Here is a 26656-nt window from a genome sequence, read left to right on the forward strand (position 1 = left end):
GGGCAGGGGGGTCGGGGGTATTACGGGCGGGGAGCCGCCTCGTCGGACCCATGGCCCGCGCCGGGGGTACGGAGGGTGTCGGGGCTCGGGCCCGCGTCGGGGTCCCACGGGACGGCGAGGGCGGCGAGTTCGTCGCCGGGGGCGACGGTGAGGCCGTGCATGCCGTAGAAGATCCGTCCGCCGGCGGGGGCGTGGACGGTGTGCTGCGTGCCGTCGGCAGGGTCGACGATGCGGCCGAGGAGGTCGCCTTCGGTCACTTCGCCGATGACGTCGGCGTCGAAGGCGAACTCCGGGTACCACAGGCCGGTGGCCTCGGCGGTGACGCCGGCGGACCAGACCCATTCGTGGATCGGGGCCGGGACGGAGCCTTGCTGGTCGAGGACGCCCAGGTGGCGCAGTGCCGTGAGGAGGCCGTCGACGCGGCTCAGGGCCGTGGGCTCGTCCCGCTGTCCGAGCGATCCCACCTCGACCAGGACCGCCGAGATGCCCCGGCGGGCGGCGGCCGCGTGGCTGTTGCCGCCGTCGGCCTTCAGCCCGAGGATGACGTCCTCGATGCCGAAGGAGCCTGCCAGTTCGGCCGTGGCCTTGTCCAGGTCCGGGTCACCGGTGAGGCGGTAGCCGACGAAGTCCCGCAGAACCTGGTCGATGCCGCCACAGTGCAGATCGACGTAGACGTCGGCGCCGTCTATCAGGTGGGTGAAGAGCCAGGCGGCCAGCCGCTCGGTGGGGCCGCCGGCCGGGTCGCCGGGGAAGACGCGGTTGAGGTTCACGCCGTCGACCGGGGAGATGTTGAGCCGGCCCTCGTACACGGCGGGCGGGTTGGCGACGGGGCAGATGATGACCTGCCCGTGCACCTCGCCGGGCTCCAGCAGGTCCGCCAGCCGTACGGCGGCGTCGATGGGCGTGAACTCGCCGCCGTGCACGCCCGCCGTGATGACGACTCGGGGTCCGGGGCGGGAGCCGTTGACCAGGGTCAGCGGGATGTCCGCGGTGAGGGTGCCGAGGTCGGCCCGGACGGTGCCGCGGGCCTTGGTGCCGGGCTGGGCATCGAGGGAGCCGACGGTGAGGGTGGCGTCGTTCATGGTCATGCCTCCGTACGGCCGACGGTGGAGATGAAGTCGATGGGCTGGGGCGAGGTGCCGTCCAGAGCCAGGTCGGCGGCGATGTCACCGAAGGCGGGCGCGAGCTTGAAGCCGTGGCCGGAGAAACCGGCGAGCAGGATCACGTTCTCGGCGCCGGGCAGCGGTCCGACCAGGGGGCGGCTGCTCTCGGTGTAACCCTCCATGTAGACGGAGAGCCGGGTCGGGTCCGGGTTCAGGTCCGGCATGTGACGCTCGATCAGCTCGGAGAAGATCTCCAGTTCCTCGGGCTGCACCGTCCTGTCCAGCTGGTTCGGGTCGCCCGCGGGCTGGTGCAGGGCTCGGGAGAGGCCGAGCTTGACCGAGATGCCGTCCGGGGAGGGCAGGCCGTAACAGTGGGTGGGCGCGGTCCGGATGAACGCCGGGCGCTCCTCGCCGAACCAGGCCTCGGGGGCGGTCGGCACGTACCAGGCGCTGACCAGGCGGCGGACGTCCACCTCCCACGGCAGGTCGGGCAGCAGGTCGTTGACCCAGGGGCCAGGGGTGACGACGACGGTGTCGAAGCGCTCGCTGCCGGAGTCGGTGCGGATCTCGACGCCGCCCGCGACGGGGACGATCTCGCGGACCGTGCTGTAGCGGTGGATCACCGCGCCCAGCTGCTCGGCGCGGCGGGCGGCGCTCTGGATGGTCAGCTCGGGGCGGATGAAACCGGCTCGGCGGTCGAGCACGGCCGCGTCGCCGTCCTCGATGCGGTACTGGGGGAAACGTTTCGCCAGAAGCTCGACATCGAGCACCTCGTGGTCGAGGTCGTGCTCCGCGATGGACTGCAGGACGGTGGCCATCTGGTGGTGCTCGGTCGGCCCCATCAGCAGACATCCGGTCAGCCGGCGCAGCTCGCGGCCGGTCTCCTCCTGCAGCTGCTCCCACAGGGCGTCGGCGTGCTTGAGCAGCGGGACATAGCGGGAGTCCTCGAAGTGCGCGCTGCGGAAGATCCGGGTCTCACCGCCGGCGGCGCCGCGGTCGTGTCCCGGGGCGAACCGGTCGTACCCGACGACCTCGGCGCCGCGGGCCGCCAGCCGCCAGGCGGCCTGGCTGCCCATCGTTCCGACGCCGACGACGGCGACGCGCTTCTTGGCAGCTGACACAGGACTTTCCTTTCGTATCGCCGAGGCGCATGCTGAGCGCCCGACATGAGGCTGGTTGATTCAAGGTGGTTTGGGCGGGGGCCGGGCCCTTTCCTCGGGTCCTCGGCTCACAGCCGCCGCGTCTCGCGGCCCTGGCCCACTTCTTCGGAATCTCCTCCGTCGAGCGCCGTGCCACATTGTGGAACGCTGTGCTAGAATCTGGCACGAGAATGACAGCGGCTCGGTGGGGAGTCAAGAGGTGTCCAGCAGAAATTCCGCGGATTAACAGGGGGAAACCGGATGGAAATGAAGAGCGTCACGAGATCGCTGCGCATCCTGGAGGCGGTCGCCCAGCATCAGCCGGTCACCGTCGGGGAGCTGACGAAGCTCTTCGGCCTGCCGAAGTCGACGGTGCAGCGCACCCTGGTCACCCTGGCCGAGGCGGGCTGGCTGCGCGCGAACCGCAGGGACACCACGCGCTGGGAGATCGGCGCCCGGGTACTGGCCGTACGACCCGCAGCCCTGCAGGGCTCCAGCCTGTTCGCCGCCGCCCGCGAACCCATGATCCGCCTCCGCGACACGGTGAACGAGACCATCCACCTGTCGGTGCCCGACGCACTGCACAGCATGGTCGTCGTCGACCGCGTCGACTGCGACCACCCCGTACGGACCTTCCACACCATCGGCGACACCTCACCCCTGCACGCCACGGCCACCGGGCACGCGATCCTCGCCCATCTCCCGAATCCCGAGGTCGACGAGTTCGCGACGGGCACGTTCGAGGGGTACGGCGAGGAGACCATCACCGACCCCGAGGAACTGCGCACGGAGCTCCGGCGGGTCAGGGAGCGTGGCTACGCCGTCAACCACAACCAGTACCTCCAGGGGGTCTGCGCCATCGCGGCTCCCGTCCTGGACGGCGACGGCGTCCCGCTGGCCGCCGTGGCCGTCTCCCTGCCGGACTCACGCTTCGAGTCCGGTCGGCTCCCGGAGCTGGGGCGACTGGTGACCGAGACGGCGGCGGAGATCACCGCGCGCCACCTGCGCTGAGGGCGCCTTCGGCCCGGTCCGCCCGCGGCGAGGCAGGGCCCCGTCCGTGCCCGGCCAGGAGGACAGAGCGGCCGGGGACGGCGTGGCCCGCGCGGTGCGCGATGCGGCGTAGGTCAGGGCAGGACCGCCGTCATCGCACAGGCACCGCGAGGTACTGGTACTCCAGGAACTCGTCGAGCCCGACCCGGCCGCCCTCACGGCCCAGCCCGGACTGCTTGACACCGCCGAAGGGAGCGGCCGGGTTGGAGACGAGGCCGGTGTTGACACCGACCATGCCGACCTCCAGACGCTCGCTGACCCGCAGGGCGCGGTCCAGACCCTCGGTGAAGACGTAGCCGACGAGACCCCAGGGGGTGTCGTTGGCCCGGCGGATCACCTCGTCCTCGTCGTCGAAGGTGAGGATCGCCGCGACCGGGCCGAAGATCTCCGTGTCCATCAGGCGGCTGTCGGAGGCGACGTCCGTGAGTACGGTCGGCGGGTAGAAGCAGCCCGGGCCTTCGGGCGTACGGCCGCCGACGAGCACCCGGGCACCGCGCTCCACCGCGTCGGCCACCAGTTCCTCGACCTTGGCCCGTCCGGCCCTGTCGATCAGAGGGCCGACGTCGACGCCGTCCCGGGTGCCGGGGCCCACGACCAGCGCGCCCATGCGCTCGGCCAGGCGCCGCCCGAACTCCTCCGCAAGCGAGCTGTGGACGAAGAAGCGGTTGGCGGCGGTGCAGGCCTCGCCCATGTTGCGCATCTTGGCGACCATCGCACCGTCGACCGCCTTGTCCAGGTCGGCGTCCTCGAAGACGATGAACGGCGCGTTCCCGCCCAGCTCCATCGAGGTCCGCACGACCGCCTCCGCGCTCTGGGCGAGCAGCAGGCGTCCGACGTTGGTGGAGCCGGTGAAGGAGAGCTTGCGAATCCGCCCGCCGCGCAGGAGCGGTTCGCACACCTCCCCCGCACGGGAGGTGGTGACGACGTTGAGCACGCCGTCCGGCAGCCCGGCCTCCTTGAGGATCGCGGCGAGAGCCAGGCTGGACAGAGGGGTCTGCGGGGCGGGCTTGAGGATCATCGTGCAGCCGGCGGCGATCGCCGGGCCGATCTTGCGGGTGCCCATGGCCAGCGGGAAGTTCCACGGGGTGATCAGCAGACAGGGGCCGACCGGGCGGCGGGAGAGCAGCATGCGGTTGCGGCCGTCGGGCAGGACGCCGTGGCCGCCCTCGATACGGACGGCCTCCTCGGAGAACCAGCGGAAGAACTCGGCCGCGTACGCCACCTCTCCCCTGGCCTCGGCCAGGGGCTTGCCCATCTCGGCCGTCATCAGGTGGGCCAGCTCGTCGGTGCGCTCGATGACGATCTCGTACGCCCGGCGCAGGATCTCGCTGCGCACCCGGGGCGCCGCACGGGCCCACTCCTCCTGCGCCTGGACGGCGGCCTCCTCGGCGCGCTGGGCGTCCTTGGCGCCGGCGTCGGCGACGTGGGCGAGAATCTCACCGGTCGCGGGGTCGTCGACGGGCATGGTGGCGCCGTCCGCGGCGTCCGACCAGGACCCGCCGATGAACAACTGCGTGGGTGTGTCGGTCATGGGGTTCCTCCTGGTTGATCGGCGGTGGGGTCGAGCAGCTCCGCGAGGTGCAGGGCGCGGATGCCCCGGTCGCCGGCGAGGTGGTCGATCTGGGTGGCGCAGCTGAAACCGTCGGCCACCACGACCGTCGGCGTGTTCTCGTCGATGCCGTCGAGGCGTGGCTTCAGAGCCAGGTCGGCGACGGCCATCGAGGTGTCGTAGTGCTGCTCCTCGAAGCCGAAGTTCCCGGCGAGTCCGCAGCAGCCCTCGGCCTCGTCGACCTTGCGTACGCCCAGGCGGCCGAGCAGGTCGCGGGGGTGGTGGCCCTTGAAGGTGGCGTACTCGTGGCAGTGGGTCTGCAGGACGACCTGGTCCGGCAACTCCGGCGGGGTCCAGTCCGGCGCGGCCAGGTCGGTCAGGGCGCCGGTGAAGGTGCGGACGCGGGCCGCGACGCGCTGGGCGGCGTCGGTGCCGAGCAGTTCGGGCACGTCACGCTTCAGGGCGGCGGCGCAGCTGGGTTCGGCCACGATGATGGGCCGGTCGTCGCCGTTGTCGAGGTGGGCGACCGTACGGGCCATGACGCGGCGGGCGACGGACAGCTGGCCGGTGCTGACCCACGTCAATCCGCAGCACAGGCCGTCCTCGGCCGTGCAGGGGATCCCCGCGTCGGCGAGCACGCGGCCGGCGGCGCCCGCGACCTCCGGGCGGAAGGCCCGCGTGAAGCTGTCGACGAAGAGCAGGGCCTTCGCCGGTTCGCCGGTCTTCGCCGCGCGCAGGACCTTGCGCAGGGCACGCCGGGAGGCGAAGGTCGGGATCGCGCGCTTCGTGGTCACGCCTCCGAGGCGGGCGAGGAGCCTGCCGACCGGCCCGCGCAGCAGCGCGTTGAGCGGTCGGGCGGCGTAACCGGCCAGGGCCGAGGTGAGGGGCAGCCAGCCCAGTGAGTAGTGGGACCGGGGTCTGAGCCTGCCCTTGTAGTGCTGGTGCAGGAACTCCGCCTTGTAGGTGGCCATGTCGACGCCGACCGGGCAGTCGCTGGAGCATGCCTTGCAGGACAGGCACAGGTCGAGGGCGTCCTTGACCTCGGTCGAGCGCCAGCCGTCCCGCACCGTCTCCCCCCGCACCATCTCCTGGAGCAGGCGGGCGCGGCCCCGGGTGGAGTCGTTCTCCTCCCCCGTGGCCCGGTAGCTCGGACACATCACGCCACCGACATCGCTGCGACATCGGCCGACGCCGACGCAACGGCGCACAGCGCCTTCGAAGCCGTCCTCGTCGTGCGGGAAGGTGAAGAGTGTGCTGACGGGCAGCACTTGGGGCGTGTGCAGGGCGAGATCGGCATCGAGTCGGGCCGGGGCCACGATGACGCCGGGGTTCAGCAAGCCCTCGGGGTCGAAGGCCTCCTTGAAGGCCGCGAACGCGCGGATCATCCGGTGGCTGTACATGACCTCCAGCAGCTCTCCGCGTGCCCGGCCGTCGCCGTGCTCGCCGGACAGCGTCCCGCCGTGCGCGACGACCAGGGCTGCGGCCTCGTGCAGGAAGCCACGGGCGGCGGTGCGGCCCTCGTCCGTGGCGAGGTCGAAGTCGATGCGCACGTGGACGCACCCCGCGCCGAAGTGCCCGTACATGACGCCGGTCAGCCCGTGCGAGTCCAGCAGCTTGCGGAAGTCCCGCAGATAGGCGGCCAGGTCCTCGGGCGCGACCGCCGAGTCCTCCCAGCCGGGCCAGGACTCCCCGCCGTCCACCAGACGGGCGGCGAGACCGGCCCCGTCCTCGCGCACCCGCCACAGCGAACGCCGCTCGGCCGCGCTCTCCACGACCCGCCCACCGGTCATCCGGCCCCCGGCCTTGAGCGCCTCCAGCAGTTCGGCGGCGCGGGCGGTGACCGTCGCCTCGTCGTCACCGTCGAGTTCGACGTAGAGCCAGGCGCGGCCCTCGGGCAGTCCGGTGACGGAGTCGGGGCCGCGGCGGGCGCGCATAGTGGCGACGATCGCCTCGTCCATGCCTTCCACGGCACTGGGCGACCAGCGCAGGATCTCCGGGACGTCCTCGGCCGCGTCGACGACGTCGTCGTAGCCGAGGGCCAGCAGCGCCACAGCCGGCGCGGTGGCGATCAGGCGGACCTTCGCGGCGGTGACGACGGCACAGGAGCCTTCGGTCCCGACGAGGGCGCGGGCCATGTCGAAGCCGTTCTCGGGCAGCAGGTGGTGCAGCTGGTAGCCGGAGACCTGGCGCGGGATGCGGCCCAGCTCGGTACGGACGAGTGCCAGGTTGTCCGAGACCAGGCGTCGTACGTCCGCTTCGAGTCGCGCGACGAGGTCGGCGTCGCGGGGGTCGACCGGGTGCAGACCGGTGCGGTCCGCGACGGCCCGCACGCCGTCGGCGGTGACGATCTCCAGGGCCTCGATGTGGCTGCTGGTCCGCCCGTCCCGCACCGACCGGTTGCCGCACGCGTCGTTGCCGATCATGCCGCCCAGGGTGCAGCGGCTGTGCGAGGACGGGTCGGGGCCGAACGTGAGCCCGTGCAGAGCGGTCGCGCCGCGCAGCGCGTCGAGGACCACTCCGGCCTCCACGCGCGCGGTCCCGGCGGCCGGGTCGATGTCCAGGATCCGGTTCATGTACCGGGAGAAGTCCAGGACGACACCCGGCCCGACCGCGTTGCCGGCCATGCTGGTGCCGCCGCCCCGCGCGGTGACCGGAACGCCCGTCTCCCGGCAGGCCCGCACCACCGCGACCACGTCGTCGGCGCCGCGGGGGAAGACCACGGCCTGCGGCGGGACCCGGTAGTTGGAGGCGTCGTAGGCGTAGGGACCGGTCGGGCCGGGGCCGGTCTCCACCCGCAGGCCGGGAGCGGTCTCGGCGAGCCGGGCGGTCAGCCGCGCGAGGGGGTCGCTCATCGTGCTGACGCTCCTGACGTGCCGGCCTCGACCGCAGTCGCCCACGCCTGGAGTCCCTCGTCCACCGCCGTCTCGTCGATCACGAGGGCCGGGATCATCCGCACGACCTGGTTCCAGGCCCCGCACAGCAGCAGGAGCAGGCCCTCGTCGATCGCGGCGCGCTGCACGCGGGCGGCGGTGTCGGGGTCGGGGCTGCCGTCCTCGGTGACGAACTCGGAGGCCAGCATCAGCCCGAGGCCGCGTACGTCGCCGATGCCCGGCGTGCGGTCGGCCACCGCCTCCAGGCCCTGGCGCAGGCGGGCCCCCATCGCCTCGGCGTTCTCCACGAGCTTCTCGTCGTGTACGACGTCGAGGGTGGCGACGGCCGCCGCGCAGGCCACGGCGTTGGCGCCGTACGTGCCGCCCTGCGAGCCCGGCCACGCCTTGGCCATCAACTCCTCGGAGGCGGCGATGCCGGACAGCGGGAAGCCGCTGGCCAGGCCCTTGGCGGTGACGAGGATGTCGGGGGTGACGCCGAAGTGGTCGTGGCCCCAGAAGCGGCCCGTGCGGCCGACGCCGGTCTGCACCTCGTCGAGGATGAGGAGGAAGCCGTGCCGGTCGGCCCGCTCCCGCAGTCCTTCCATGAACGTCCGGGTGGCGGGGACGTAGCCGCCCTCACCGAGCACCGGTTCGACGATGATCGCGGCCGTGTCGGCGGGCGACGAGATCGTCTGCAGGGTGTAGTCGAGCTCCTTCAGGGCGAAGCGGGTCGCGGTCTCCTCGTCCCAGCCGTAGCGGTAGGCCGACGGGAAGGGGGTGACGACCACGCCGCTCATCAGCGGGGAGAAGCCGGACCGAAAGCGGGTGCCGGACGTCGTCATGGAGGCGGCGGCCACCGTACGGCCGTGGAAGCCGCCGTGGCAGACGATGACGTTGGGACGGCCGGTGGCCTGACGGGCCAGCCGCAGCGCGGACTCGACGGCCTCGCTGCCGGAGTTGGTGAAGAACAGGCTGTCGAGCCCGGCCGGCAGCACTTCGCCCAGCTTCTCGACGAGCTGCCGCAGCGGCCGGTGCATGACGGTCGTGTACTGGCCGTGCACCAGCGTGCCCACCTGCTCCTGCGCCGCCGCCACGACCTTCGGGTGGCAGTGCCCGGTACTGGTGACGCCGATGCCGGCGGTGAAGTCGAGGTAGCGGCGGCCGTCCTCGCCGTAGAGGTGAACGCCCTCGCCCCGGACCGCCACCACGGGCGTGGCCTGGCGAAGGTGCGGCGACAGTGCGGTCATGTTCGTCTCCCGGCCTCGATGTCTGGTCTGCTGCGGTATCCCGAGCATCTCCACGGACCAGGGGTGCGCCAACGTGCGATGTGTCCGGTCGGGCCGCGACATCCGGACGTTGTGTCAGCCCCTCCGAGGGCTGTGTGGAGTGCTCATCGGGGGCATGCCGGGTTCCGACTGCTCACAGACCGCTCTTGCGCAGGTCAGCCACGCTTGTCACAGTGACCGGACACTCCCGGGCACGGAGCCGTGCCCGGGCAGGGGACCCCATGGAGACACCGTGAACAACAGCCATCCGGCCGGCCATGGGCCCACGCGCGCACTCACCGTCGCCGACGTCCTGGCCCTTCCCGTCCTGGCCGCCGGGCAACCCCAGGTCGTCACCGGCGTGCCCCACCTGGAGCGGCCGGTCGGGTGGGTCCACATCACCGAACTGACCGACCCCGCGTCCTTCCTCAAGGGCGGCGAACTCGTCCTGACCACCGGAATGCCGCTCCCGGACGACGTGGCCGGCGTGCGCCGGTACGTCGACGAACTCGCCGACGTCGGGGCCGCGGCGCTGGTCATCGAACTCGTACGTCGCTATCACCGCCCGCCGGACGCACTCGTGGACGCCTGCCGCCTGCGCGGCCTTCCCCTCGTCACGCTCGCCAAGGACGTCAACTTCCTGGAGGTCACCCAGGTCGTGCACGCCCTCCTGCTCGGCAACCAGGCGGACGTGATGCGCCGCACCCAGCGCATCCACGAGGTGTTCACCGCCCTGACCCTGCGCGGTGCCGGCCCGGAGGACGTGGTGCGTGCGGCGGCGGAGATGTGCGGCCGCACGGTCGTCCTGGAGAACCTGGTGCACCAGGCACTGATCTGCGAACCGTCCGGAGGCACGGTGGAGGAGGCGCTCACCGGTTGGGAACAGCGCTCCAGAGCCACCGGGACCGACGACCACACGGCGACACGCGGCCCGGTGGGCTGGCTCACCGCACCCGTCGAGTACCAGGGCGAGCGCTGGGGCCGTGTGGTCATGCTTCCGGCCCGCGCAGACGGCCCCGCCTTCGGGCCGGAGGACATCACCGTGCTGGAGCGGACCGCGATGGCACTGACCGTCGCCCGCCTCATCCATTCCACCCCCTGGGAACGCACCGCGCACCGAAACGCCCTGCGCGACCTGGTCGACCAGCGCCACCGCTCCGCCGAGGACGCCCGCGCCCGCTGCGCCGCGCTGGGACTGCCGACCGACCAGAACCGGTTCGTCGCGACCCTGGTGGACCTCCGCACGGGCAGCGGGGGAACCGAGCCCGGGACCCGCCTGTTCCAGGAGCTCCGGACGGCCGGCGTCTCGGCACTCGTCGGCGAGCTGGCCCCCGACCGCCTCGGCATCCTGCTGGCTCTGCGCCCCTCCCAACCCTGGCGCCCCATCGTCGAACGACTGTGCAGCACCGTACTGAGCCTGGCCCCCCAAGCCGTGGTGAGCGTCGGCTCGGAGATCACGGACCTCTCCGACACCGCCCGCTCGTTCCGTGAGGCGGCCCGCGTCGCCGAGGCCACCCCACCCGGCCAGCCCCTCCCCCCGGACCGGTCCTTCCACGAACTGTCCGACCTCGGCCTGCACCGCCTGCTGTACGCCCTCCGGGAGGACATCCGGATCCAGGAGTACGCCGAACAGCAGCTCGGGCGCCTCATCGATCACGACACCCAGCACGGCACCGACCTGCTGACGACCCTGCGGCACTACCTCGAAGCGGCCGGCAACAAGACCACCGCCGCACGCCGGGGCGGCCTCTCCCGCGAAACCATGTACCAGCGCCTGCGCACCATCGAGCGTCTCCTCGACCGCGACCTGGAGTCCGGCGAACAGCGCACCGAACTCCACGCGGCCCTCATGGCACTCGATGTGCTGCGAGCCCACTGACGTGGAACGAGCTGCGGCCTCGGCCCGGAACGAGGCACGGGTTCAGTGAGCGGCCTGCCTCCGCGGTGACGTGTCGCCCCGTCGGCGCGGCGGGCTCGGCCTGGTGGCGGAGGTCGGTGACCCGGAGGTCACCGCGCAGGCACTCGCCAAGGCGTCTGCGCCACTTCGCCTGCGCCTCGAGGTCGGCGAGCGCCGCATCGAGCTCGGCGCGCCGATCAGGATGCGCCACACCACCCGACGTGCATGGAGCCGCTGCGAGGCCCGAGTTTTCGACGCCTGACGATCGTCCGGCCGCATCGACTGCAGCCCTTTGGCCAGCCTGGCGGGGCGCTGGTGCACATCGCTGACGTGAAAACGGAGACCCGAACCGTCGACGGTCTGCCGTATCCGGCGGAGCCCTCCGCGGCAGGAGTTGGTCAGGCACTACCTCGGGGCGGTCCGGCGAGCCGGCCGGGGCGTGCTGCCCCAGAAACACCGGGGGTGAGGCCGCGGTGTTCGCCCGGGCGGGATTCTCCGGCCCACAGCGCCATGTCATTCCCGGCGGCCGGCCTCTGGAACGCACAGCTGACGACGTCGTCGCCGGGGTCTTCTCGATGTCATTCTCGGCTCCGCACCTGTTCGGCCCGCGCCGCGCTGACTTCGAGGCAGACCTGCGTCGACTCCTGCGAGAGACCTCGCCGTCGGGCCGGTTCTCCGAACGCCAACCGAGCACCGAGGTCTTCGTATGGTGGAAGGACTCCGCCGAACCGGCTCCTCTGCCCGCCGCATGACCTCGTGCGCGGAGTAGGTCCGCGGCCTGGCTCGGGTCATCCACGTCGGAGTCGGTCAGCGTCTGCCTGCGCACCCTTCCCGTGTGAGGGTCGCGCGGGCAGAGACGCCACCCGCCGCCTCAGCGAGGCGGGTGAGACGGGAGGGCATCGGGAGTGACGCCCTCGGCCTTGGCTGCGTCGGCGAGGGCCTCGGCAGCCGCTTCTTCCGCCTGAGCCTTGTCGTTGGCGGCCTGGGCAACCATGTCGTCCGGGGGCTTGTCGCGGGTGGCCGGCGACTGGGGCAGCACCTCGGTGAAGGCGCGGGACACGCCCTGCAGCGCGGAGGTGATCTCGCTCGGGATCACCCAGAAGTTGTTGCCCGAGCCTTGCGCGAGCTGGGGCAGCGTCTGAAGGTACTGGTAGGCGAGCAGCTTGGGGTCGGGGTCGTTGCGATGTACGGCCTGGAACACCTCGTCGATGGCCCGGGACTGGCCCTCGGCCTGGAGGATCGCAGCGGTACGGTTGCCCTCCGCGCGCAGGACAGCGGCCTGTTTGTCGCCTTCGGCGGTGAGGATCTGCGACTGGCGCTGGCCCTCGGCGCCGAGAATCGCGGCCCGCTTGTCCCGCTCGGCTCGCATCTGCTTCTGCATCGCGTCCTTGATGGACTGAGGAGGGTCGATGGCCTTGATCTCCACGCGGTTGACCCTCAGCCCCCACTTTCCGGTGGCCTCGTCCAGCACGCCACGGAGCTGGCTGTTGATGGTGTCCCGTGAGGTGAGCGTCTTTTCCAGGTCCATGGATCCCACGACGTTGCGCAAGGTCGTGACCGTGAGCTGCTCGACCCCCTGAAGGAAATTCGCGATCTCGTAGAAAGCCGCTCGCGGGTCGGTGACCTGGAAGTACAGCACGGTGTCGATCTCGACAACCAGGTTGTCCTCGGTGATAACCGGCTGCGGCTTGAAGGAAACAACCTGTTCGCGCAGATCGATCACTGGATGAACACGGTCGATGTAAGGGATCACGAGGCTGAGGCCGGGAGTCAGGGTCCGGTGATAGCGGCCTAGCCGCTCGACATTACGAGCACGTGCCTGGGGCACGATACGGACCGCCCGCACCACGGTGAAAACCGCGATCAGCGCGACGATCAGGCCGGCAATGAGGAACGCCGAGATTTCCATGTTTTCAGTCCCGGGGGTAGACGATCGCGGTGGCGCCACTGATCTCCATGACGTCGACGGTCTTTCCAGGAGGAATCACCAGCGTCTCGTCGTAGGCGCGGGCCGTCCACTCGTCGCCGTCGATACGGACCCTGCCGCCCAGGCCCGTCACCTCCGAGACGACATACGCAGCCCTGCCGACCAGTGCGTCCACGCCGAACCGTTCCGCTTGTGGCTGGAGGACGTGGCGCAGCGCAATGGGGCGCACGAACAGCACGGTGACGGTAGCGACGACGGTGAACACCAAGAACTGCAAGGGCAGCGGCAGGCCGACCGCCGCGGACCCCGCAGTGACCAATGCGGCCGCACTCAGCATTCCGAGCGCAGCGGTAAGGGTGAAGATCTCCGCCGCAGCCAGCACGGCTGCGATGATCAACCAGATCAGCCATGGATCCATTGCGTGCCTCTTCTGACCGGTGCGTGCGCGAAGGGCCCAACTCCTTACCATTGGACCCCGATAGGGGATAGCCGCGATACCCCCAGGTAAAGGAATCCCCGCCGAACGATCGGGGGGTACTGGCGCAATCGGGGTAGGGCGCGAGCCGCTCTGCGATCAGGTGGACGGGACGACGAGGCCGGTCCTTCACTGCCGGCCCCAGCGGGGCCGGGGGAAGGCGATGTGCCCAGGTGCCGAGGGCGCCGACGAACGGTAGAACGTAAGGGTGAGGGACGAGAGCAGCCCTGATGAGGATGCACGGCCGCAGCGTGTGGCGAGGAGGCCGGGCATCGACTACCAGGCGCTGTTCACGGTCACCCCCAGCCCTTGCATGGTGCTGGGCCCCGATCTGGTGCTCGCCGACGTCAATGAGGCGGCCTGTCGGGTGACCGGCCGAACTCCGGAGGATCTGCTCGGGCGGTACCTCTTCGACGCCTTCCCTGACAATCCGGCGGACCCGGATGCTGACGGGGTACGCAACCTGCACGCCTCCCTGCACCGGGTCCTGCGCTCGAAGAAGCCGGACACGATGGCGCCGATGAAGTACGACATTCCTGTGGCCGACCGGCCCGGCGTGTTCGAGGAGCGGTGGTGGTCCGCGATCAACACACCGGTGCTCGGGCCGGACGGGCAGGTAAAGTGGATCATCCACCGGGGGGAGGACGTGACCTCGTTCATCCTCTCCCACCCTCGCCCGCGAGGCGGCGGGGCGCTCAGCGACGTGGAGGCGATGGAGGTCGAGCTGTATGCGCGGGCGCGCGAGCTCCATCGGCTGAACGAGGAACTGCGCCAGGCCCACGCCCGGGAACGCCAGGTCGCCGTCACCTTGCAGGAGGCCATGCTCCACTCGCCCCACCTGGCACGGCACCGGGACACCGCAGTGCGCTACTTGCCCGCAGCCGGGTCACTCAACGTGTGCGGCGACTGGTACGAGGTGGTCGACCTGCCCGAGAACAGATTCGCCGTCGCGGTCGGGGACGTCGTCGGCCACGGCCTGGAGGCCGCCGCCGTCATGGGCATGCTCCGCAGCGCGTTGTCCGCCGTCATCCGAGCCGTGGAAGGGCCCGCGAGAGCCCTGGACGTCCTGGGCCTGTATGCCCGCTACGTGGAGGGCGCGCTGGCCACCACCGTCGTCCAGGCCGTCGTCGACACCCGCGCTCGCCGCATCATGTACAGCTGCGCCGGCCACCCACCCCCCGTCCTGCTCCACCCGGACGGCACCTGCGATCTTCTCGACCGGGCCACCGACCCTCCGCTGGGGGCACGCCCCGAACCCGTCCCCCGCCTCCAGGCCGACCTGCCCTACACCCCTGGCGACACCTTCGTGCTCTACACCGACGGCCTCATCGAACGCCGCGGCGAGGACATCGATGCCGGTCTGCGACGCCTCACCGACGCGCTCGCCCGCCATGCCCGCCACAACCCCGAACGTCTCGCCGACGCCTTGCTCGCGCACTTCGGCGTCAGCAGCGGCGCCCGCGACGACATCGCCCTGATCGTCCTCCGCCTGTGACCTGCGCTGTACGTCCGACGTGCCGCTTTGGGCGTCCTGCAATCGGGTTCACGTCCGACACACGGTGTATGCGGCAGCGATGAGTTCGCACGGCGGATCAGGTCTGCCCTGGCATGACTCGAATCATCGCTGACATCTCGGTCTCCCTCGACGGCTTCGTCACCGGGCCCGACCCTGGCCCGGCCAATGGTCTGGGCACCGGCGGCGAAGCCCTGCACACCTGGGCGTTTTCCGACGACCCCGACGACCGCCGGGTTCTGCGCGAGGCCACCGCCCGCTCGGGCGCCGTCGTCCTCGGCCGCCACCTCTTCGACGTGGTCGACGGGCCGAACGGCTGGGACGACAAGACCGGCTACGGCGCCGACGAGGTCGGCAAGCCCGCGTTCATCGTCGTGACCAGCTCGCCGCCGGAGTCGGTGCGGCTCTCCGACCTCGACTGGACGTTCGTCACCACCGGTCTGCCCGACGCCGTCACCGCCGCGCGCGAGCGCGCCGAGGCGGCGTCGTCGGACAGCGGCAAGGACCTCGACGTCGTCCTCATGGGCGGTGGCACCACGATCGGCTCGGCGCTCGACGCCGGGCTGGTCGACGCGCTGACGCTGCACCTCGCGCCCGTCGTACTGGGCGCCGGGACACCACTGTTCACCGGCGGAACTCCGCGCACTCTCGTGCAGCGGAGCGTGACCTCGACATCGACCGCGACGCACCTGACCTACGACGTCCTGAGGTGACCCGATGACCACCGTCAACGTCCATGAGATCGCCTTGGGCGTCGAGTCGTTCGGTGACGACGACGCGCCGCTCGTCCTGCTCGCGGGCGGGACGACGATGCTCTCCTGGCCGGACGCACTGTGCGAGCGCCTGGCCGCCGGCGGGCGCCGCGTCGTGCGCTACGACCTGCGCGACAGCGGAGAATCGACGACGGCGGACCCGGAGGCGCCCGCCTACACCCTGCGCGACCTCGCCGCCGACGCGGCGGCCCTTGCTGACGCGCTCGGCGGCGGGCCCGCGCACCTCGCGGGGATCGGCGTCGGCGGCATGGTCGCCCAGGTGGCCGTGCTCGACCATCCGGGCGCGTTCTCGGCGCTCACCCTGGTCGGCACCCGCGCGGTTGCGCCCGGCCCGCCCGACGACGACCTCCCCGACCATGACCAGTCGACGATGAGCCGGCTGTTCTCGCATCCGATGCCCGACTGGGCCGACCGCGAGGCGGTGGCGGAGTTCGCCGCCTCCGGTGCGGAGATCCTCGGCGACGACCCCGTCGGCGCCCGCGTGATCGCCGCGCGCATCTGGGACCGCACGCCCGGCACCGCACCCCCGGTCCAGATGGCCAACCAGATGGGCATGGTGTTTTCCCGGCTCGACTGCACACCCCGCTGGCGCGAGTGTCTGCCCGAGATCGAGATCCCCACGCTCGTCGTCCACGGTCGCCGCGACCGGTTCTTCCCCGTCGGCAACGGCGAGGCGATCGCGCGAGAGATCCCCGGGGCTCGGCTGCTCGTCCTCGAGGAGGCCGCCACAACGATCCCCGACGCGGCGGTCGGCGAGGTCGCCGAGGCGATGCTCACGCTCGGGTAGAGGACGGCGCGGGTACGGCATCCGCGCAGGGGCTGCCGTACGGCAGCGGCTTTTCTCCCGGTGTCAGTCACGCCTTCCGGGCGAGACCGCCGTGCTCGGCGACGACCTCCGGGCTGGGCGAACCGTGCTCCGGGCGCCACTGCGATACCGAGACGACGCCCGGTTCGATGAGTTCCAAGCCGTCGAAGAAGGTGGTGATCTCGTCGGCCGTGCGCAGGATGTACGGGGCGGCGCCGCTGTTGTTGTATGCGTCCTGGGCCTGCTCGAAGACGGGGTCGATGCCGCGTGACCCGTCGTTGATGGAGAGGTAACTGCCCGAGGGCAGGGCACCCATCAGCCGGGTGACGATGGAGCGGGCCTGATCGTAGTCGGCGACGTGGCCCAGGATGTTGCTGAGGATGAGTGCGGTGGGACGTTCGAAGTCCAGTGTCTCGGCGGCGGCCGCGAGGATGCGGTCCGGGTCCGTCACGTCGGCGTCGATGTAGGCGGTCGCGCCCTCGTGGGCGGAGTGGAGCAGGACGCGGGCGTGGGCGAGGACCATCGGATCGTTGTCGACGTAGACGATCCGCGTCTCGGGGGCGAGCCCTTGAGCGACCTCGTGGGTGTTCTGAGCGGTCGGAAGGCCGGTGCCGACGTCCAGGAACTGCCAGATGCCCGCCTCGGACACGAGGTACGTGATGTTGCGGCGCAGAAAGGCACGGCTGGACCGGGCGATGGTGACGATGCCGGGGAAGACTGCGGTGTACGCGTCACCGGCCTCCTCGTCGACGGGATAGTTGTCCTTACCGCCGAGCCAGTAGTTCCAGATGCGGGCGGAGTGCGGAACCGACGTGTCGATCTTCTGATGCTTCGCTGGTTCGGGCGTCGTCACAGGGTCGGTCATCACTCGTGTCCGTCCTTCAACCGAGGCGTGGATCATTTACGGCACAACCTATGTCCGAACACCCGGCATTCACCCACTAGTTCAGGTTTTCCGGCTGTCGGTCAGTGACGCCTGGCACGATGGGGGACGCCCACGCCGGGCGGCACGGAGGGGTGCTGGGGTCCATCAGCGGCCGGGGCGTGTAGGGGGCGGCGGGCCGCCTGCCCGGGCGAAAGCCCGAGTGAGCCCAGACGTGGAGCGTGCCGCAGACCAGGTCAGTCCTCTGCGCGCAGCACCCTGGTCACCTTGCCCTCGGTGTCGGTCTCCAGGTAACCGCCCCTGCTGTACTTGTCCGTCAGATAGATGGCCATTCCGGCCGGGGTGTCGAAGACGTCGTCGGGCTGTCTCACCACCAAGTAGCGGGATTCCGGATCGTCGACGTTGAGTTTCTTTTCCGCCTCTTTGAGGAGCGCCGGCACCTTGTCCCAGTTGAATCCGTCGAGACTGACCGGCAGGTCGGAGCTGGACAGGGTGCCCGAGATGATGCCTTTCTCGACACCCCGTTCGGCGTAGTAGGTGTAGGAGTCGAACTTGGTGGTGCTGCCGTTGACCATCAGCTGGGCCGACACGTACTCCGGGTAGACGGTGAAGTCGCCGAACATGTCCCGGCCGGTCTCCTCCTTGAACGCTGCGATGGCGGTGCGAATGCCGCCCGGCGTCAGCAGGTCGGTGGTCTCCGACTCCTGCGACTCCTGCGACTGCTGCGCGGCCGGGGACGCGGCGGTCGGTGCAGCGGTCGCCTGTGGAGCTGACCTGGAAGGGGAGGCACCCGCATCCGGCTCACCCGAGTCGCCTCCGAAGGGCAGCAGCCACCACAGCAGGGCCACGGTTCCGGCGAGCGAAGTTGCCGCGAGGCTCAGCAGGACAGTCGAGCCGGAGGTGCGTCGGCGTTCGGCCCGCACGGGCGCGGTCACCGGCTGGGGCATGGCCTGTCCCTGGTAGGGGTAACCCGGCGGCGGCCCGAAGCCGGCGGGGGCGCCCGTGTGCGCAGGAACGGCCGTGCCGGCACCGGCAACCGGCATCGCAGAGGCCGACGGCGGGTTCAGCGGGTAGGAGGTGGGGTAAGAGGTGGGCTCCTCGCGCGAGGCCGCCCGGCGGCCCGGCCCCGACTCGACCTGGGCCAGCATTCGGTCCAGCACAGCGGCGGACGGCCGCGCCGCCGGGTCCCGCACGAGCACCCTCGTCAGGGCGTCCTGCAGGGCGCCGGCTCGCACCGGCGGCGGCACGTCGTCGTAGAGGACCGCGGCGAGGGTGGCCAAGGTAGTACCCCGGCGCATGGGGTGGTGCCCCTCTACGGCCGTGTACAGCATCATCGCCAGCGACCAGAGGTCGGAGGCGGATCCGCCCTCGTGCCCCGAGATGCGCTCCGGCGCCATGAAGTCGGGCGTACCGATCATGGAGCCGGTGGCCGTGAGGCTGGTCATCTCACGGATGGCGGCGATGCCGAAGTCAGTGAGGACGGGACGCCCGTCGGGCCGCAGCAGAACGTTGGCCGGCTTGACGTCCCGATGCTGGACACCGGTGTCGTGCGCAGCGCCGAGCGCGGCCAGCACTCCCCTTCCCATCCGCGCCGCCTCGATCGGCGGCATCGGTCCCTGGGCCAGCCGGTCGGCCAGCGAGCCACCGCTGACCAGCTCCATGACGATCCACGGGTACGTGCCGTCGCCGCCGTCGACCACGTGGTGGATGGTGACGACGTTCGGATGGTCGATCCGCGCCAGGGCCCTGGCCTCGCGCAGCACGCGTTCGCGCAGCATCCGCGCGCTTTCGGGATCGTATTCGGCCAAGTCCCGGTCGGGCGGGCGGACCTCTTTGACCGCCACCAACCGGTGCAGCACGAGGTCCCTGGCCCGCCAGACCGTCCCCATCCCACCGCCACCGAGGCGGGACTCCAACTCGAAACGGCCGTCGACGACTCGTCTCCCGGCGCCTCTGTCTGCCTCACTCATGGACGGGAGCTTAGTTCCCGCCACCGACGCCGATCGCCGCACACGGACGGCCCCACGACGGGCCGCCCAAGCGCACCGGTTCCGCGTCCTTCCGCTGATGGTGCGCCGGCCTGATCCGGCCATCGCGCGGGAGCATGGGCTCAGTCCACGATCAGGGTGGTCCTGCCCCACGCGCCGAGCACGGTCCGAGCCACAAGCCCCTGGCAGATACGGTGACGGGATGACCGAGAGCCTGCCCGCCGACGTGGCCGACGTGCTGGCGGCAGTCCTGAACAAGGACAATCCGGCTCATACCGCGCTCCGGCGGCAGGTTTCGCACCTCAGCGTGCGAGCGCGCTGCACGTGCGGGTGCGGTACCGCCTACTTCGCACTCGACACCAGCGACGTCGAACCCGCGCCCACCGGCCCCGGCACTGTCGTGGCGGCCGAAGCGCAACTCGTCACCGAGGCCGGTGAATGCCCCGGCGAAGTCCTGGCCTTCGTGCAGGGCGGCTACCTGTCGTGGCTGGAAGTCTGCTCATGGAGCGACGACATCGAGGTGACGCTGGCCGCCGCGCATCGTTGGCTGCAGCCACGCTCTTGACAGAGTGATCTGGCCTGACGCAGCGGCAGGCACAGGGTGATCCGTCTTACGCGGCCAGCGTCTCATCCTCCTGGGAGGTGCTCACATGGCTCCCGCTGTACTGCTCCAGCAGTGCATCGGCCGCGAGCAGAGCCTCATCAGCGGTGCGGGCTCCGGTCATCACGCACAGCGTGTACGTGGAGTCTTCAAGATCCCGGCTGGTGCGGCCGGTGGGGCGCACGTCATGCTCGATACGTGCCTGAGCGAACCGGGCCAGCACGGCACGAAGTTCCTTCTCCGCAGGAATGATCACGGTGATACCTCTCCCTCAAAGCCCCTCCCACCGGGCAGCCGGCAGCCCTGCGAGGAACTGACTGCATCTAGGCTCTGACGCCACGGCTCACCACCGGACACGTCAAGCAGGCCTTCAAGTGCCCCGCAACGGGAGGTATATGCCACCGTGCCCGCAGCCCTTCGGCCCGCCCCACGTCTGTATCGCGGTGCGGCCGCGGCCGGCGCCCGAGGGGGACTGCTTCGTCCTGGTGACTGCAGCGCTGCCGACCGGACGGCACGCGAGAGGGGCGATGCGAGATCCGGTCGTGTGTGAGGAAGAGGCCATGGGGCATCTATGAACTCGCGGGCCGCTCCATCCGACGGCAGCGGCCCGACCAGACTCGCGCAGAAGGTGAGCCTTGCCGCCTCCGCTGGACATCTGTCAGTGTCCTGCAACCGGGGGTCGAGCAGCAGGCACAGGATGCTCTGGACGGTGCTCGGGAGCTTTTCGGCCAGGTATGAAAACCTGATCGCCATGACGGTGCCCGACTCCCCCGAGTTCCTGCAGCTCACCCGGCCACACGAGATCACGCCAGACCTGAGGAGACAGCTGGTCGACTGCTGGACAGCCGTCATCAACGCGGGCGGCGCGGTGATCGCGCCCGGAATCCCCCTGCCTCCCGTCAGCGTGCGGGATGTCGGCCCGGCGGCGGAACGGCTCATCTCCGGACTCGATCCGGAGCGCAGCCGACTGCTCGTCGCGACCGTCCACGGAACACTCGCGGGCTGGCTGATCATTCACCGGAACCCTCATCCCCTGATCGCACACTGCGGAGTGGTCAACCACGTCCAGACCCACCCGCACTTCGGCCGACGAGGAATCGGCACCGCCCTCATGGCCCGCGTCCGGGAGATCGCCACAGAGGACATGAAGCTGGAGCAGTTGCAGCTCAGTGCGCGAGGAGGACTCGGGCTCGAGCACTTCTACCGGAGCCTGGGATGGACGGAAGTGGGCCGATGGCCAGGCGCGCTTCGCGTGGCCCCCGGCGACGACCGTGACGACATCCTGATGAACCTCAGTCTCTGAACGTCCGGTTCGACGGTCCGCCAGCCCGAGTCGCGACCTGCCCTCGCACCTGGGAACTGCCGACGGCCGCGCGCCTCGCGCAGCCACGGACTCCTTTACACACCTTGTTCGCTCGTAAAGCGAAGGTAAGGCCCATGCACCACAGGGCGTAAACAGACCGAGGAATGGAAAGGGGGTATACGGCAAAACCGCAGGAAGTGTCGGACGTGCCCGGATCGGGGCGCGGCAGCTCACGGGGAGGGGTATTGCGTGTGGGCGGAGGGCCCTTGTATCTGGAACCCCGGCTCGGGCCGCGGCTCCGTTCGCTGCTGGAGTCGGCCGAATTCCTGCACATGCTCACCGACGCGCTCGGCTCGCCACTCAACCTCGTGGTGCCGGAGCAGATAGCCGAGAACCTGGAGCGGTTCCGGTCCGTGTACCGCGAGCACCATCTCTCGGGCCAGGTCTTCTACGCCCACAAGTCCAACCGCTCCAGCGCCCTGCTGCGCCGGCTCGCCGCCACGGACGCCGGGGTGGACGTCGCGTCCCTGGGCGAGCTGCAGCACGCCCTGGGCGCCGGTTTCACACCCGACCGGATCACGGCCACCGGTCCCAAGAACCCCGAATTCCTGTGGCTCGCCGCTCGCACGGGCGTCACCGTGAGCGTCGATGGCGGATCCGAACTCGACCAGCTCGCCGCGCTGGTGCGCGCCCACAAGCTCTCCCCCGTACGGATCCTGCTGCGCCTGTCGGGATTCGAGACCTCCGGCGTCAGGGTCCTGAGCCGGCCGAGCCGCTTCGGCACGCCCGTACGGGAGTTGGACCTCCTGCTGAAAGCGGTCGAACGGCATGCCGGCGCGGTCGACCTGACCGGCATCGCCTACCACCTGGACACGACCAGCGTCGCGGAGAAGGCGACGGCCCTGGAAGGCTGTCTTCAAGCCCTGGAGGTGTGCCGGAGCCGGGGCCTGCGCCCCCGAGCCGTGGACATCGGCGGCGGATTCGGCGTCAACTACCTTGCCGACGGGGAGCAGTGGGAGCGGTACACCACCGAACTCACCGCCGCGGTGCTGGGCAGACGCCCACCCCTGGCCTGGGGCGGGCACGGCTACGGACTGCGCAACGAGGCCGGTACGGTGCGCGGCAGCCTCGGGCTCTATCCCGCCCACCGGCCGGTAGCCGGGGCACGCTACCTCGACGAACTGCTGTCACAGCCCGCCGCCTCCCTGGGCGGTCGTCCCCTGGCAGCACTGCTCCTGGAGCACCTCCACGACCTGTACACGGAACCCGGCCGGGCTCTGCTCGACCAGTGCGGGATCACGGTGGCCAAGGTGCTGGAGGTGCGCTCCTCGGACGCCGGTGCCGAGCTGCTCGTACGGCTGGCGCTGAAGTCGAACGACGTCGCCCTGGAGGAACACGGCGTGCTCCTGGACCCCGTCGTGATCCCCAGGAGCGACACCAGGCCGCGGGCGGACACCGGCGGGGAGCCAGTCGGCGTCCACCTGTTCGGCAGCCTGTGCCTGGAGACGGACATGATCACCAGGCGTACGGTCTTCCTGCCGCGCCGTCCCGCGCCGGGCGACCTGATGGTCTTTGCCAACACCGCCGGCTACGCCATGGACTTCCACGCCACCCGCGCCCAGCTCCAGCCCGTCGCCCGCCAGGCCGCCGTCTGGCAGGACGGCGACGCGTGGCGCTGGTGCCTGGACGACCAGTACTGGCCGATCACGCTCCCGGGAGAACCGCATTGAGGTACGACAGCATCACCGAGGCCATAGGCAACACCCCGCTGGTGCGCATCGACCCGGACGTGCACGGACTGCGGAACATCGACCTGTACGCCAAGCTCGAACTGCTCAACCCCTTCGGCTCGGTCAAGGACCGGGCCGCCTGGAACATGGCGCGCCCACACCTGAGTGAGGCGGTCGAACACGGCAGCCAGGTCGTCGAGTTGTCCAGCGGCAACACGGCGAAGGCGCTGGCGGTCATCGCGGGCATGCACGGGCTTGGCTTCAAGAGCGTCACCAACCGGATGCGCGTTCCGGAGATCAAGGACCTCCTGTTGCTGCTCGGCGCTCAGATCGAGGAACTGCCGGGCCAGAGCGAGTGTCTGGACCCGACCGCGACCGACGATCCGCTGACCCTCTTCCACCGGACCCTGTCCGCCTCCGGCAGCGCGTACCTGCACACCGACCAGTACTTCAACCCGCGCAACACCGAGGCCCACCTCACCGGCACCGGACCGGAGATCGTGAAGGACCTGGACGGCCGGGCTCCGGACTGGTTCGTCGCCTGCGTGGGCACCGCCGGCTCCTCGACAGGTGTCGCCCGCGTCCTGCGGGAGACCGATCCGGCCGTGCGGGTCCTCGGCCTGGTCGCGGCCAAGTCCGACTTCATCCCCGGCATCCGCACCATCGACGAGGTCCAGGAAGTCGGGCTGTTCGATCCGGACACGTACGACACGATGGAGTCGGTGAGCGCCGACGAAGCGATCGAGGGGATGCTCGCCCTGAACCGCCGGTGCGGCATCCTGGCCGGACCGACCGGCGGGGCCGCGTACTTCGGCGCCGTGCGTCATCTTCGACAGCTGGACGCGGAGTTGACTGAGCGCCAGGTCGCGGTGTTCATCGTCTGCGACCGCGTGGAGAGCTATCTGAGCTATGTGCGGCAGCGACGGCCCGACCTGCTGGGCCGGCCGCCCCGGAAGAACTCGCCGGCCGACCTGTCCGACGCGGAGATCCGTACGGCCCCGGCCATCGGCGTCGGCGACGCCCAGGCGTGGATCACCACCGACCGTCCGCTCGTCGTCGACCTGCGCAGCCCCTACGCGTACGCCGCGCTGCACATCGACGGCTCGGTCAACATCGTCGACGAACTGTTCGGGGAACTCGTCCAGGGCGGCCTGCCGTTCAGCAGGCGGCAGCCGGTGCTGCTGGCGTGTCCGGTGGGCGAGCAGTCCGCCCGGTACGCGGCGCTGCTGACCCGGATGGGACACCCCGACGTCCGCAGCCTGGCCGGCGGCATCATCGCGTGGCGCGACGCGGGCGCGCCCCTGGTACGGGACTGACCGCCATGACCGCACCCACGACCCGCGACCACGGCCCCACCGACCTCGAGGACCTGCGCTCCTGGCAGCGCGAGGTGCGCGCGCAGTTCCCGATCCTCTCCGGACACCCGGCGCCGGCCTCCCCGGAGCCGGCCTACCTGGACAGCGCGGCAACGGCACAGAAGCCACTGGCCGTCCTGGACGCCGTGCGGACGTACCTCACCACCGTCAACGCCAACGCCGGTCGCGGCACCTACACCTGGGCCAACCGGACCACCGACCTGGTCGAGCGCACCCGCGACCGGATCAAGGAGTTTTTGGACGACCCGCACCCGGAGCGCTCCGCCGTCCACTTCACCAGCGGCACGACCGAGGGTCTGCGCACGATCGCGCGCGACTGGCTGGCCGGCTTCCTCTCCGACGGCGACGAGATCGTCGTACCGGTCGCCGACCACCAGGCCAACATCCTGCCCTGGCTGGAGACCCAGCAGTTGCTCGCCCGCCAGGGTGTGCACGTCCGCGTCCTGCCCATGCCCTACCAGCCGGGCTCCGGGGACTACGACCACATCGCGCTCGCCGAACTGACCGGCCCTCGGACCCGGTTCGTCGCCGCCACCCACGTCCACCACGTCTACGGCGGCGACATGAACCCGCACCGCATCCGGCGAGCGGTCGGCCCGGACGCCGTCATCTGCCTGGACGCCGCCCAGAGCGTCGGCCACCAGCCGGTGTCCGTGGCCGACCTGGACGTCGACTTCGTCGTCTTCTCCGGGCACAAGGCCCTGGCCCTGCCCGGCACCGGCGCGGTCTGGGCCCGTCAGGCACGCGGGCCGGCCTTCGCCCCCGGCGGCTGGAGCGGCACCCCGAACACCGCAGGCATCGCCTCCCTGGCAGCGGCCCTGGACTGGCTGGACGCCACGGGCATCGACCGCATCGAACGCTGGACGGTCGCCCTGGCGGCCCGGCTCACCGAAGGGCTGCGCCACCTGGACGCCTACGAGGTTCTCGGCTGTCCGCTCAGCCTGGCCGCCGACTCCACCGTCCAGCGCCGCCAGGGCATCGTCACCATCCGCCACCGGTCCATCGACTCGGGCGACCTCGGATTCATCCTCTTCAGCCACGGCTTCATGGTCCGGTCCGACAGCCACTGCCAGGGCAGCGCGGGCGAGAAGACCGACTCCGTGCGCGTAAGCCTGCACGCGTACAACACCCCGGAGGAGATCGACCGGTTGCTGACCGTTCTCGCCGGACTCCCATGATGCGGCCGATCGACCGGACCGGCCAAGGTGGCAGGACCCGGGGGCTGACCCTTGATGCCGCAGCACATGAGTCCTGTGCCGTCAGTCCGGTCCGGTCCGGCCGCCGCCTCGGCCGGCCGCCTGTACCGTGCTGACGACCCCGGACCAGAAGGCGAATGGAAACCGTTTCCAATAAGGAGTAGGTTCTGAGCCTACCCGGTAGTGAGAGACGGAAGAGGCGACGCGAAGCATGGGCGTAAGCATGGGGACGGCCAGGCTGTGGGTGGAGCGCTGGGAACTGCAGCAGCAGCACTACGCCACCGCCCGCGAGGAGCGGTTCATGGTCATCGCCGACGTCGTCGAACACGTCGTCGCCCACCAGGAAGGACCGTTGGTCCTCGACCTCGGTTGCGGCCCGGGGTCGCTGGCCTCCCGGCTCACCGAGAGGATGCCGGACGCGGAGATCGTCGCCGTGGACATGGACCCGGTGCTCCTGGAGCTCGGCCGTGCTCATCACGCGGATGCCGCCCGCTACGTGGACGCGGTGATCGGGGACAGGGGGTGGACCGACACCCTCGGCCTGGACCGCCCGTTGGACGCGGTCGTCTCGACAACAGCCCTCCACTACTTCTCCGAACAGACCCTGCTGCGGACCTACCGTCAGTTGGAGTGCCTGCTGCGGCCGGGGGGCGTCCTCGTCAACGGCGACCACTTCGCCCCGGACGACCGGCGTTGCTCAAAGCTCACCGCCCATGTGGGGCGACGACGAGCCGAACGGTCCCGCACACACGACCACGAGAACTGGGACGCCTGGTGGAGCGCGGCCGCCCAGGAGCCGGAACTGGCCGAGCTGTTCGCACAACGTGAGAAGCGCCAGGCGGCCCTCTCTCACCACGGGAACGACAACGACCTGACACTGTCCCGCCACGTCGAACTCCTGGGACAAGCGGGCTTCCGCCACATCACCCCGGTCTGGCAGTTCGGCGACAGCCACGTCCTGGTCGCGCTCAAGGACTGACCGACCAGCGGTTCAGCGGCCGTGAAACCGGCAGGGGTGGCCTGACGACGTTTACGGAATCCAACTGGCCGCTCACCCTCGCCACACAGCGCCAACCGTCTACCGCGACCAGCCCGAGGACGTCGCGGTCGGCGCTCGGCGACGGCTACGGGCACGGGCACGGGGCCGTCGCCGTCGGCCGCAGTGGGGGCGGCGTCTTGGCGACGAGGGACTCGCCGGTCAGCGTGGTTCCGA

The 26656-nt window shown here is 70.6% G+C and carries 22 protein-coding genes and 1 pseudogene; 13 read left to right on the forward strand and 10 right to left on the reverse strand.

Annotated elements, in window-relative coordinates; all coding sequences use genetic code 11:
* Window positions 1–20: 20 nt before the first annotated feature.
* Together KUM49_RS36100 and solA are read right to left on the reverse strand one after the other, a co-directional pair.
* Window positions 21–1082 carry a succinylglutamate desuccinylase/aspartoacylase family protein gene (locus KUM49_RS36100; RefSeq protein ID WP_254402318.1) on the reverse strand — a complete coding sequence of 354 codons (1062 nt, stop codon included), beginning with the start codon at window positions 1080–1082 and terminating at the stop codon, window positions 21–23.
* A gap of 2 nt (window positions 1083–1084) precedes the next feature.
* Window positions 1085–2224 (reverse strand): N-methyl-L-tryptophan oxidase, encoded by a 1140-nt coding sequence (gene solA / locus KUM49_RS36105; RefSeq protein ID WP_217241187.1) that lies wholly within the window; start codon window positions 2222–2224, stop codon window positions 1085–1087.
* 285 nt (window positions 2225–2509) lie between these two features.
* Between solA and KUM49_RS36110 the strand changes: the two genes are divergently transcribed.
* Window positions 2510–3253, forward strand: coding sequence for an IclR family transcriptional regulator (locus KUM49_RS36110; protein ID WP_217241188.1), 744 nt, complete (start codon window positions 2510–2512; stop codon window positions 3251–3253).
* A 130-nt stretch (window positions 3254–3383) separates the two neighbouring features.
* On the opposite strand, the gene KUM49_RS36115 is transcribed toward KUM49_RS36110, so the two are convergent.
* Genes KUM49_RS36115 through KUM49_RS36125 form a run of 3 tightly spaced genes read right to left on the reverse strand, consistent with a single transcriptional unit; the run spans window position 3384 to window position 8958 of the window.
* Entirely contained in the window at window positions 3384–4823 is a 1440-nt protein-coding gene (locus KUM49_RS36115; RefSeq protein ID WP_217241189.1) for an NAD-dependent succinate-semialdehyde dehydrogenase, read from the reverse strand.
* Complete coding sequence (locus KUM49_RS36120) at window positions 4820–7693, reverse strand: FAD-binding and (Fe-S)-binding domain-containing protein (RefSeq protein WP_217241190.1); 2874 nt, start codon at window positions 7691–7693, stop codon at window positions 4820–4822. Before KUM49_RS36120 ends, KUM49_RS36115 begins: the two co-directional genes overlap by 4 nt.
* Entirely contained in the window at window positions 7690–8958 is a 1269-nt protein-coding gene (locus KUM49_RS36125) for an aspartate aminotransferase family protein (protein ID WP_217241191.1), read from the reverse strand. Before KUM49_RS36125 ends, KUM49_RS36120 begins: the two co-directional genes overlap by 4 nt.
* A 271-nt stretch (window positions 8959–9229) precedes the next feature.
* Between KUM49_RS36125 and KUM49_RS36130 the strand changes: the two genes are divergently transcribed.
* The 3 genes and pseudogenes from KUM49_RS36130 to KUM49_RS49035 all read left to right on the forward strand — a co-directional run.
* Entirely contained in the window at window positions 9230–10855 is a 1626-nt protein-coding gene (locus tag KUM49_RS36130; RefSeq protein WP_308406919.1) for a PucR family transcriptional regulator ligand-binding domain-containing protein, read from the forward strand.
* A 70-nt stretch (window positions 10856–10925) separates the two neighbouring features.
* Complete coding sequence (locus KUM49_RS36135; RefSeq protein WP_217241193.1) at window positions 10926–11135, forward strand: hypothetical protein; 210 nt, start codon at window positions 10926–10928, stop codon at window positions 11133–11135.
* A gap of 35 nt (window positions 11136–11170) precedes the next feature.
* Window positions 11171–11625: pseudogene (locus tag KUM49_RS49035) on the forward strand (SAM-dependent methyltransferase); the annotation flags it as partial.
* 119 nt (window positions 11626–11744) lie between these two features.
* Here KUM49_RS49035 and KUM49_RS36140 read toward each other — a convergent pair.
* Entirely contained in the window at window positions 11745–12782 is a 1038-nt protein-coding gene (locus KUM49_RS36140) for an SPFH domain-containing protein (RefSeq protein ID WP_217241194.1), read from the reverse strand.
* A gap of 4 nt (window positions 12783–12786) precedes the next feature.
* On the reverse strand, window positions 12787–13218 hold the full coding sequence (locus KUM49_RS36145) for an NfeD family protein (protein ID WP_217241195.1): 432 nt from the start codon (window positions 13216–13218) through the stop codon (window positions 12787–12789).
* Window positions 13219–13528: 310 nt separating this feature from the next.
* On the opposite strand from KUM49_RS36145, the gene KUM49_RS36150 reads away from it, so the two are divergent.
* The 3 genes from KUM49_RS36150 to KUM49_RS36160 all read left to right on the forward strand — a co-directional run bounded on the left by KUM49_RS36150 (window position 13529) and on the right by KUM49_RS36160 (window position 16348).
* Window positions 13529–14770, forward strand: coding sequence for a SpoIIE family protein phosphatase (locus tag KUM49_RS36150; protein ID WP_308406920.1), 1242 nt, complete (start codon window positions 13529–13531; stop codon window positions 14768–14770).
* A 113-nt stretch (window positions 14771–14883) separates the two neighbouring features.
* The gene (locus KUM49_RS36155; RefSeq protein ID WP_217241196.1) at window positions 14884–15501 is read left to right on the forward strand and encodes a dihydrofolate reductase family protein; all 618 of its coding nucleotides are present in this window, start codon (window positions 14884–14886) and stop codon (window positions 15499–15501) included.
* Window positions 15502–15505: 4 nt separating this feature from the next.
* Entirely contained in the window at window positions 15506–16348 is an 843-nt protein-coding gene (locus KUM49_RS36160) for an alpha/beta fold hydrolase (protein WP_217241197.1), read from the forward strand.
* A gap of 67 nt (window positions 16349–16415) precedes the next feature.
* Here the strand turns inward: KUM49_RS36160 and KUM49_RS36165 are convergent, their stop codons facing one another.
* Together KUM49_RS36165 and KUM49_RS36170 are read right to left on the reverse strand one after the other, a co-directional pair.
* Window positions 16416–17231: an SAM-dependent methyltransferase gene (locus KUM49_RS36165; RefSeq protein WP_217241198.1), complete on the reverse strand. Its 816-nt coding sequence runs from the start codon at window positions 17229–17231 to the stop codon at window positions 16416–16418.
* Window positions 17232–17485: 254 nt separating this feature from the next.
* Complete coding sequence (locus tag KUM49_RS36170; protein ID WP_217241199.1) at window positions 17486–19219, reverse strand: serine/threonine-protein kinase; 1734 nt, start codon at window positions 19217–19219, stop codon at window positions 17486–17488.
* Between the two features lie 220 nt (window positions 19220–19439).
* Between KUM49_RS36170 and KUM49_RS36175 the strand changes: the two genes are divergently transcribed.
* Window positions 19440–19802 carry a hypothetical protein gene (locus tag KUM49_RS36175; protein ID WP_217241200.1) on the forward strand — a complete coding sequence of 121 codons (363 nt, stop codon included), beginning with the start codon at window positions 19440–19442 and terminating at the stop codon, window positions 19800–19802.
* Between the two features lie 46 nt (window positions 19803–19848).
* Here the strand turns inward: KUM49_RS36175 and KUM49_RS36180 are convergent, their stop codons facing one another.
* The gene (locus KUM49_RS36180; protein WP_217241201.1) at window positions 19849–20094 is read right to left on the reverse strand and encodes a DUF5133 domain-containing protein; all 246 of its coding nucleotides are present in this window, start codon (window positions 20092–20094) and stop codon (window positions 19849–19851) included.
* Between the two features lie 495 nt (window positions 20095–20589).
* Here KUM49_RS36180 and KUM49_RS36185 point away from each other — a divergent pair, with 495 nt between their 5' ends.
* From KUM49_RS36185 to KUM49_RS36205, 5 genes are all read left to right on the forward strand, one after another.
* Window positions 20590–21141 (forward strand): GNAT family N-acetyltransferase, encoded by a 552-nt coding sequence (locus tag KUM49_RS36185; RefSeq protein ID WP_217241202.1) that lies wholly within the window; start codon window positions 20590–20592, stop codon window positions 21139–21141.
* 251 nt (window positions 21142–21392) lie between these two features.
* Window positions 21393–22871, forward strand: a complete 1479-nt coding sequence (locus KUM49_RS36190) for a Y4yA family PLP-dependent enzyme (protein WP_308406921.1) — start codon at window positions 21393–21395, stop codon at window positions 22869–22871.
* On the forward strand, window positions 22868–24187 hold the full coding sequence (locus KUM49_RS36195) for a pyridoxal-phosphate dependent enzyme (protein ID WP_217241204.1): 1320 nt from the start codon (window positions 22868–22870) through the stop codon (window positions 24185–24187). The genes KUM49_RS36190 and KUM49_RS36195 overlap by 4 nt, the downstream gene beginning before the upstream one ends.
* A 5-nt stretch (window positions 24188–24192) precedes the next feature.
* Window positions 24193–25425 carry an aminotransferase class V-fold PLP-dependent enzyme gene (locus KUM49_RS36200; RefSeq protein WP_217241205.1) on the forward strand — a complete coding sequence of 411 codons (1233 nt, stop codon included), beginning with the start codon at window positions 24193–24195 and terminating at the stop codon, window positions 25423–25425.
* A gap of 229 nt (window positions 25426–25654) precedes the next feature.
* Complete coding sequence (locus tag KUM49_RS36205) at window positions 25655–26422, forward strand: trans-aconitate 2-methyltransferase (RefSeq protein ID WP_217241206.1); 768 nt, start codon at window positions 25655–25657, stop codon at window positions 26420–26422.
* Window positions 26423–26656: the final 234 nt, after the last annotated feature.

This window comes from Streptomyces sp. AC555_RSS877 (assembly GCF_019049245.1).
Taxonomy (GTDB): domain Bacteria; phylum Actinomycetota; class Actinomycetes; order Streptomycetales; family Streptomycetaceae; genus Streptomyces.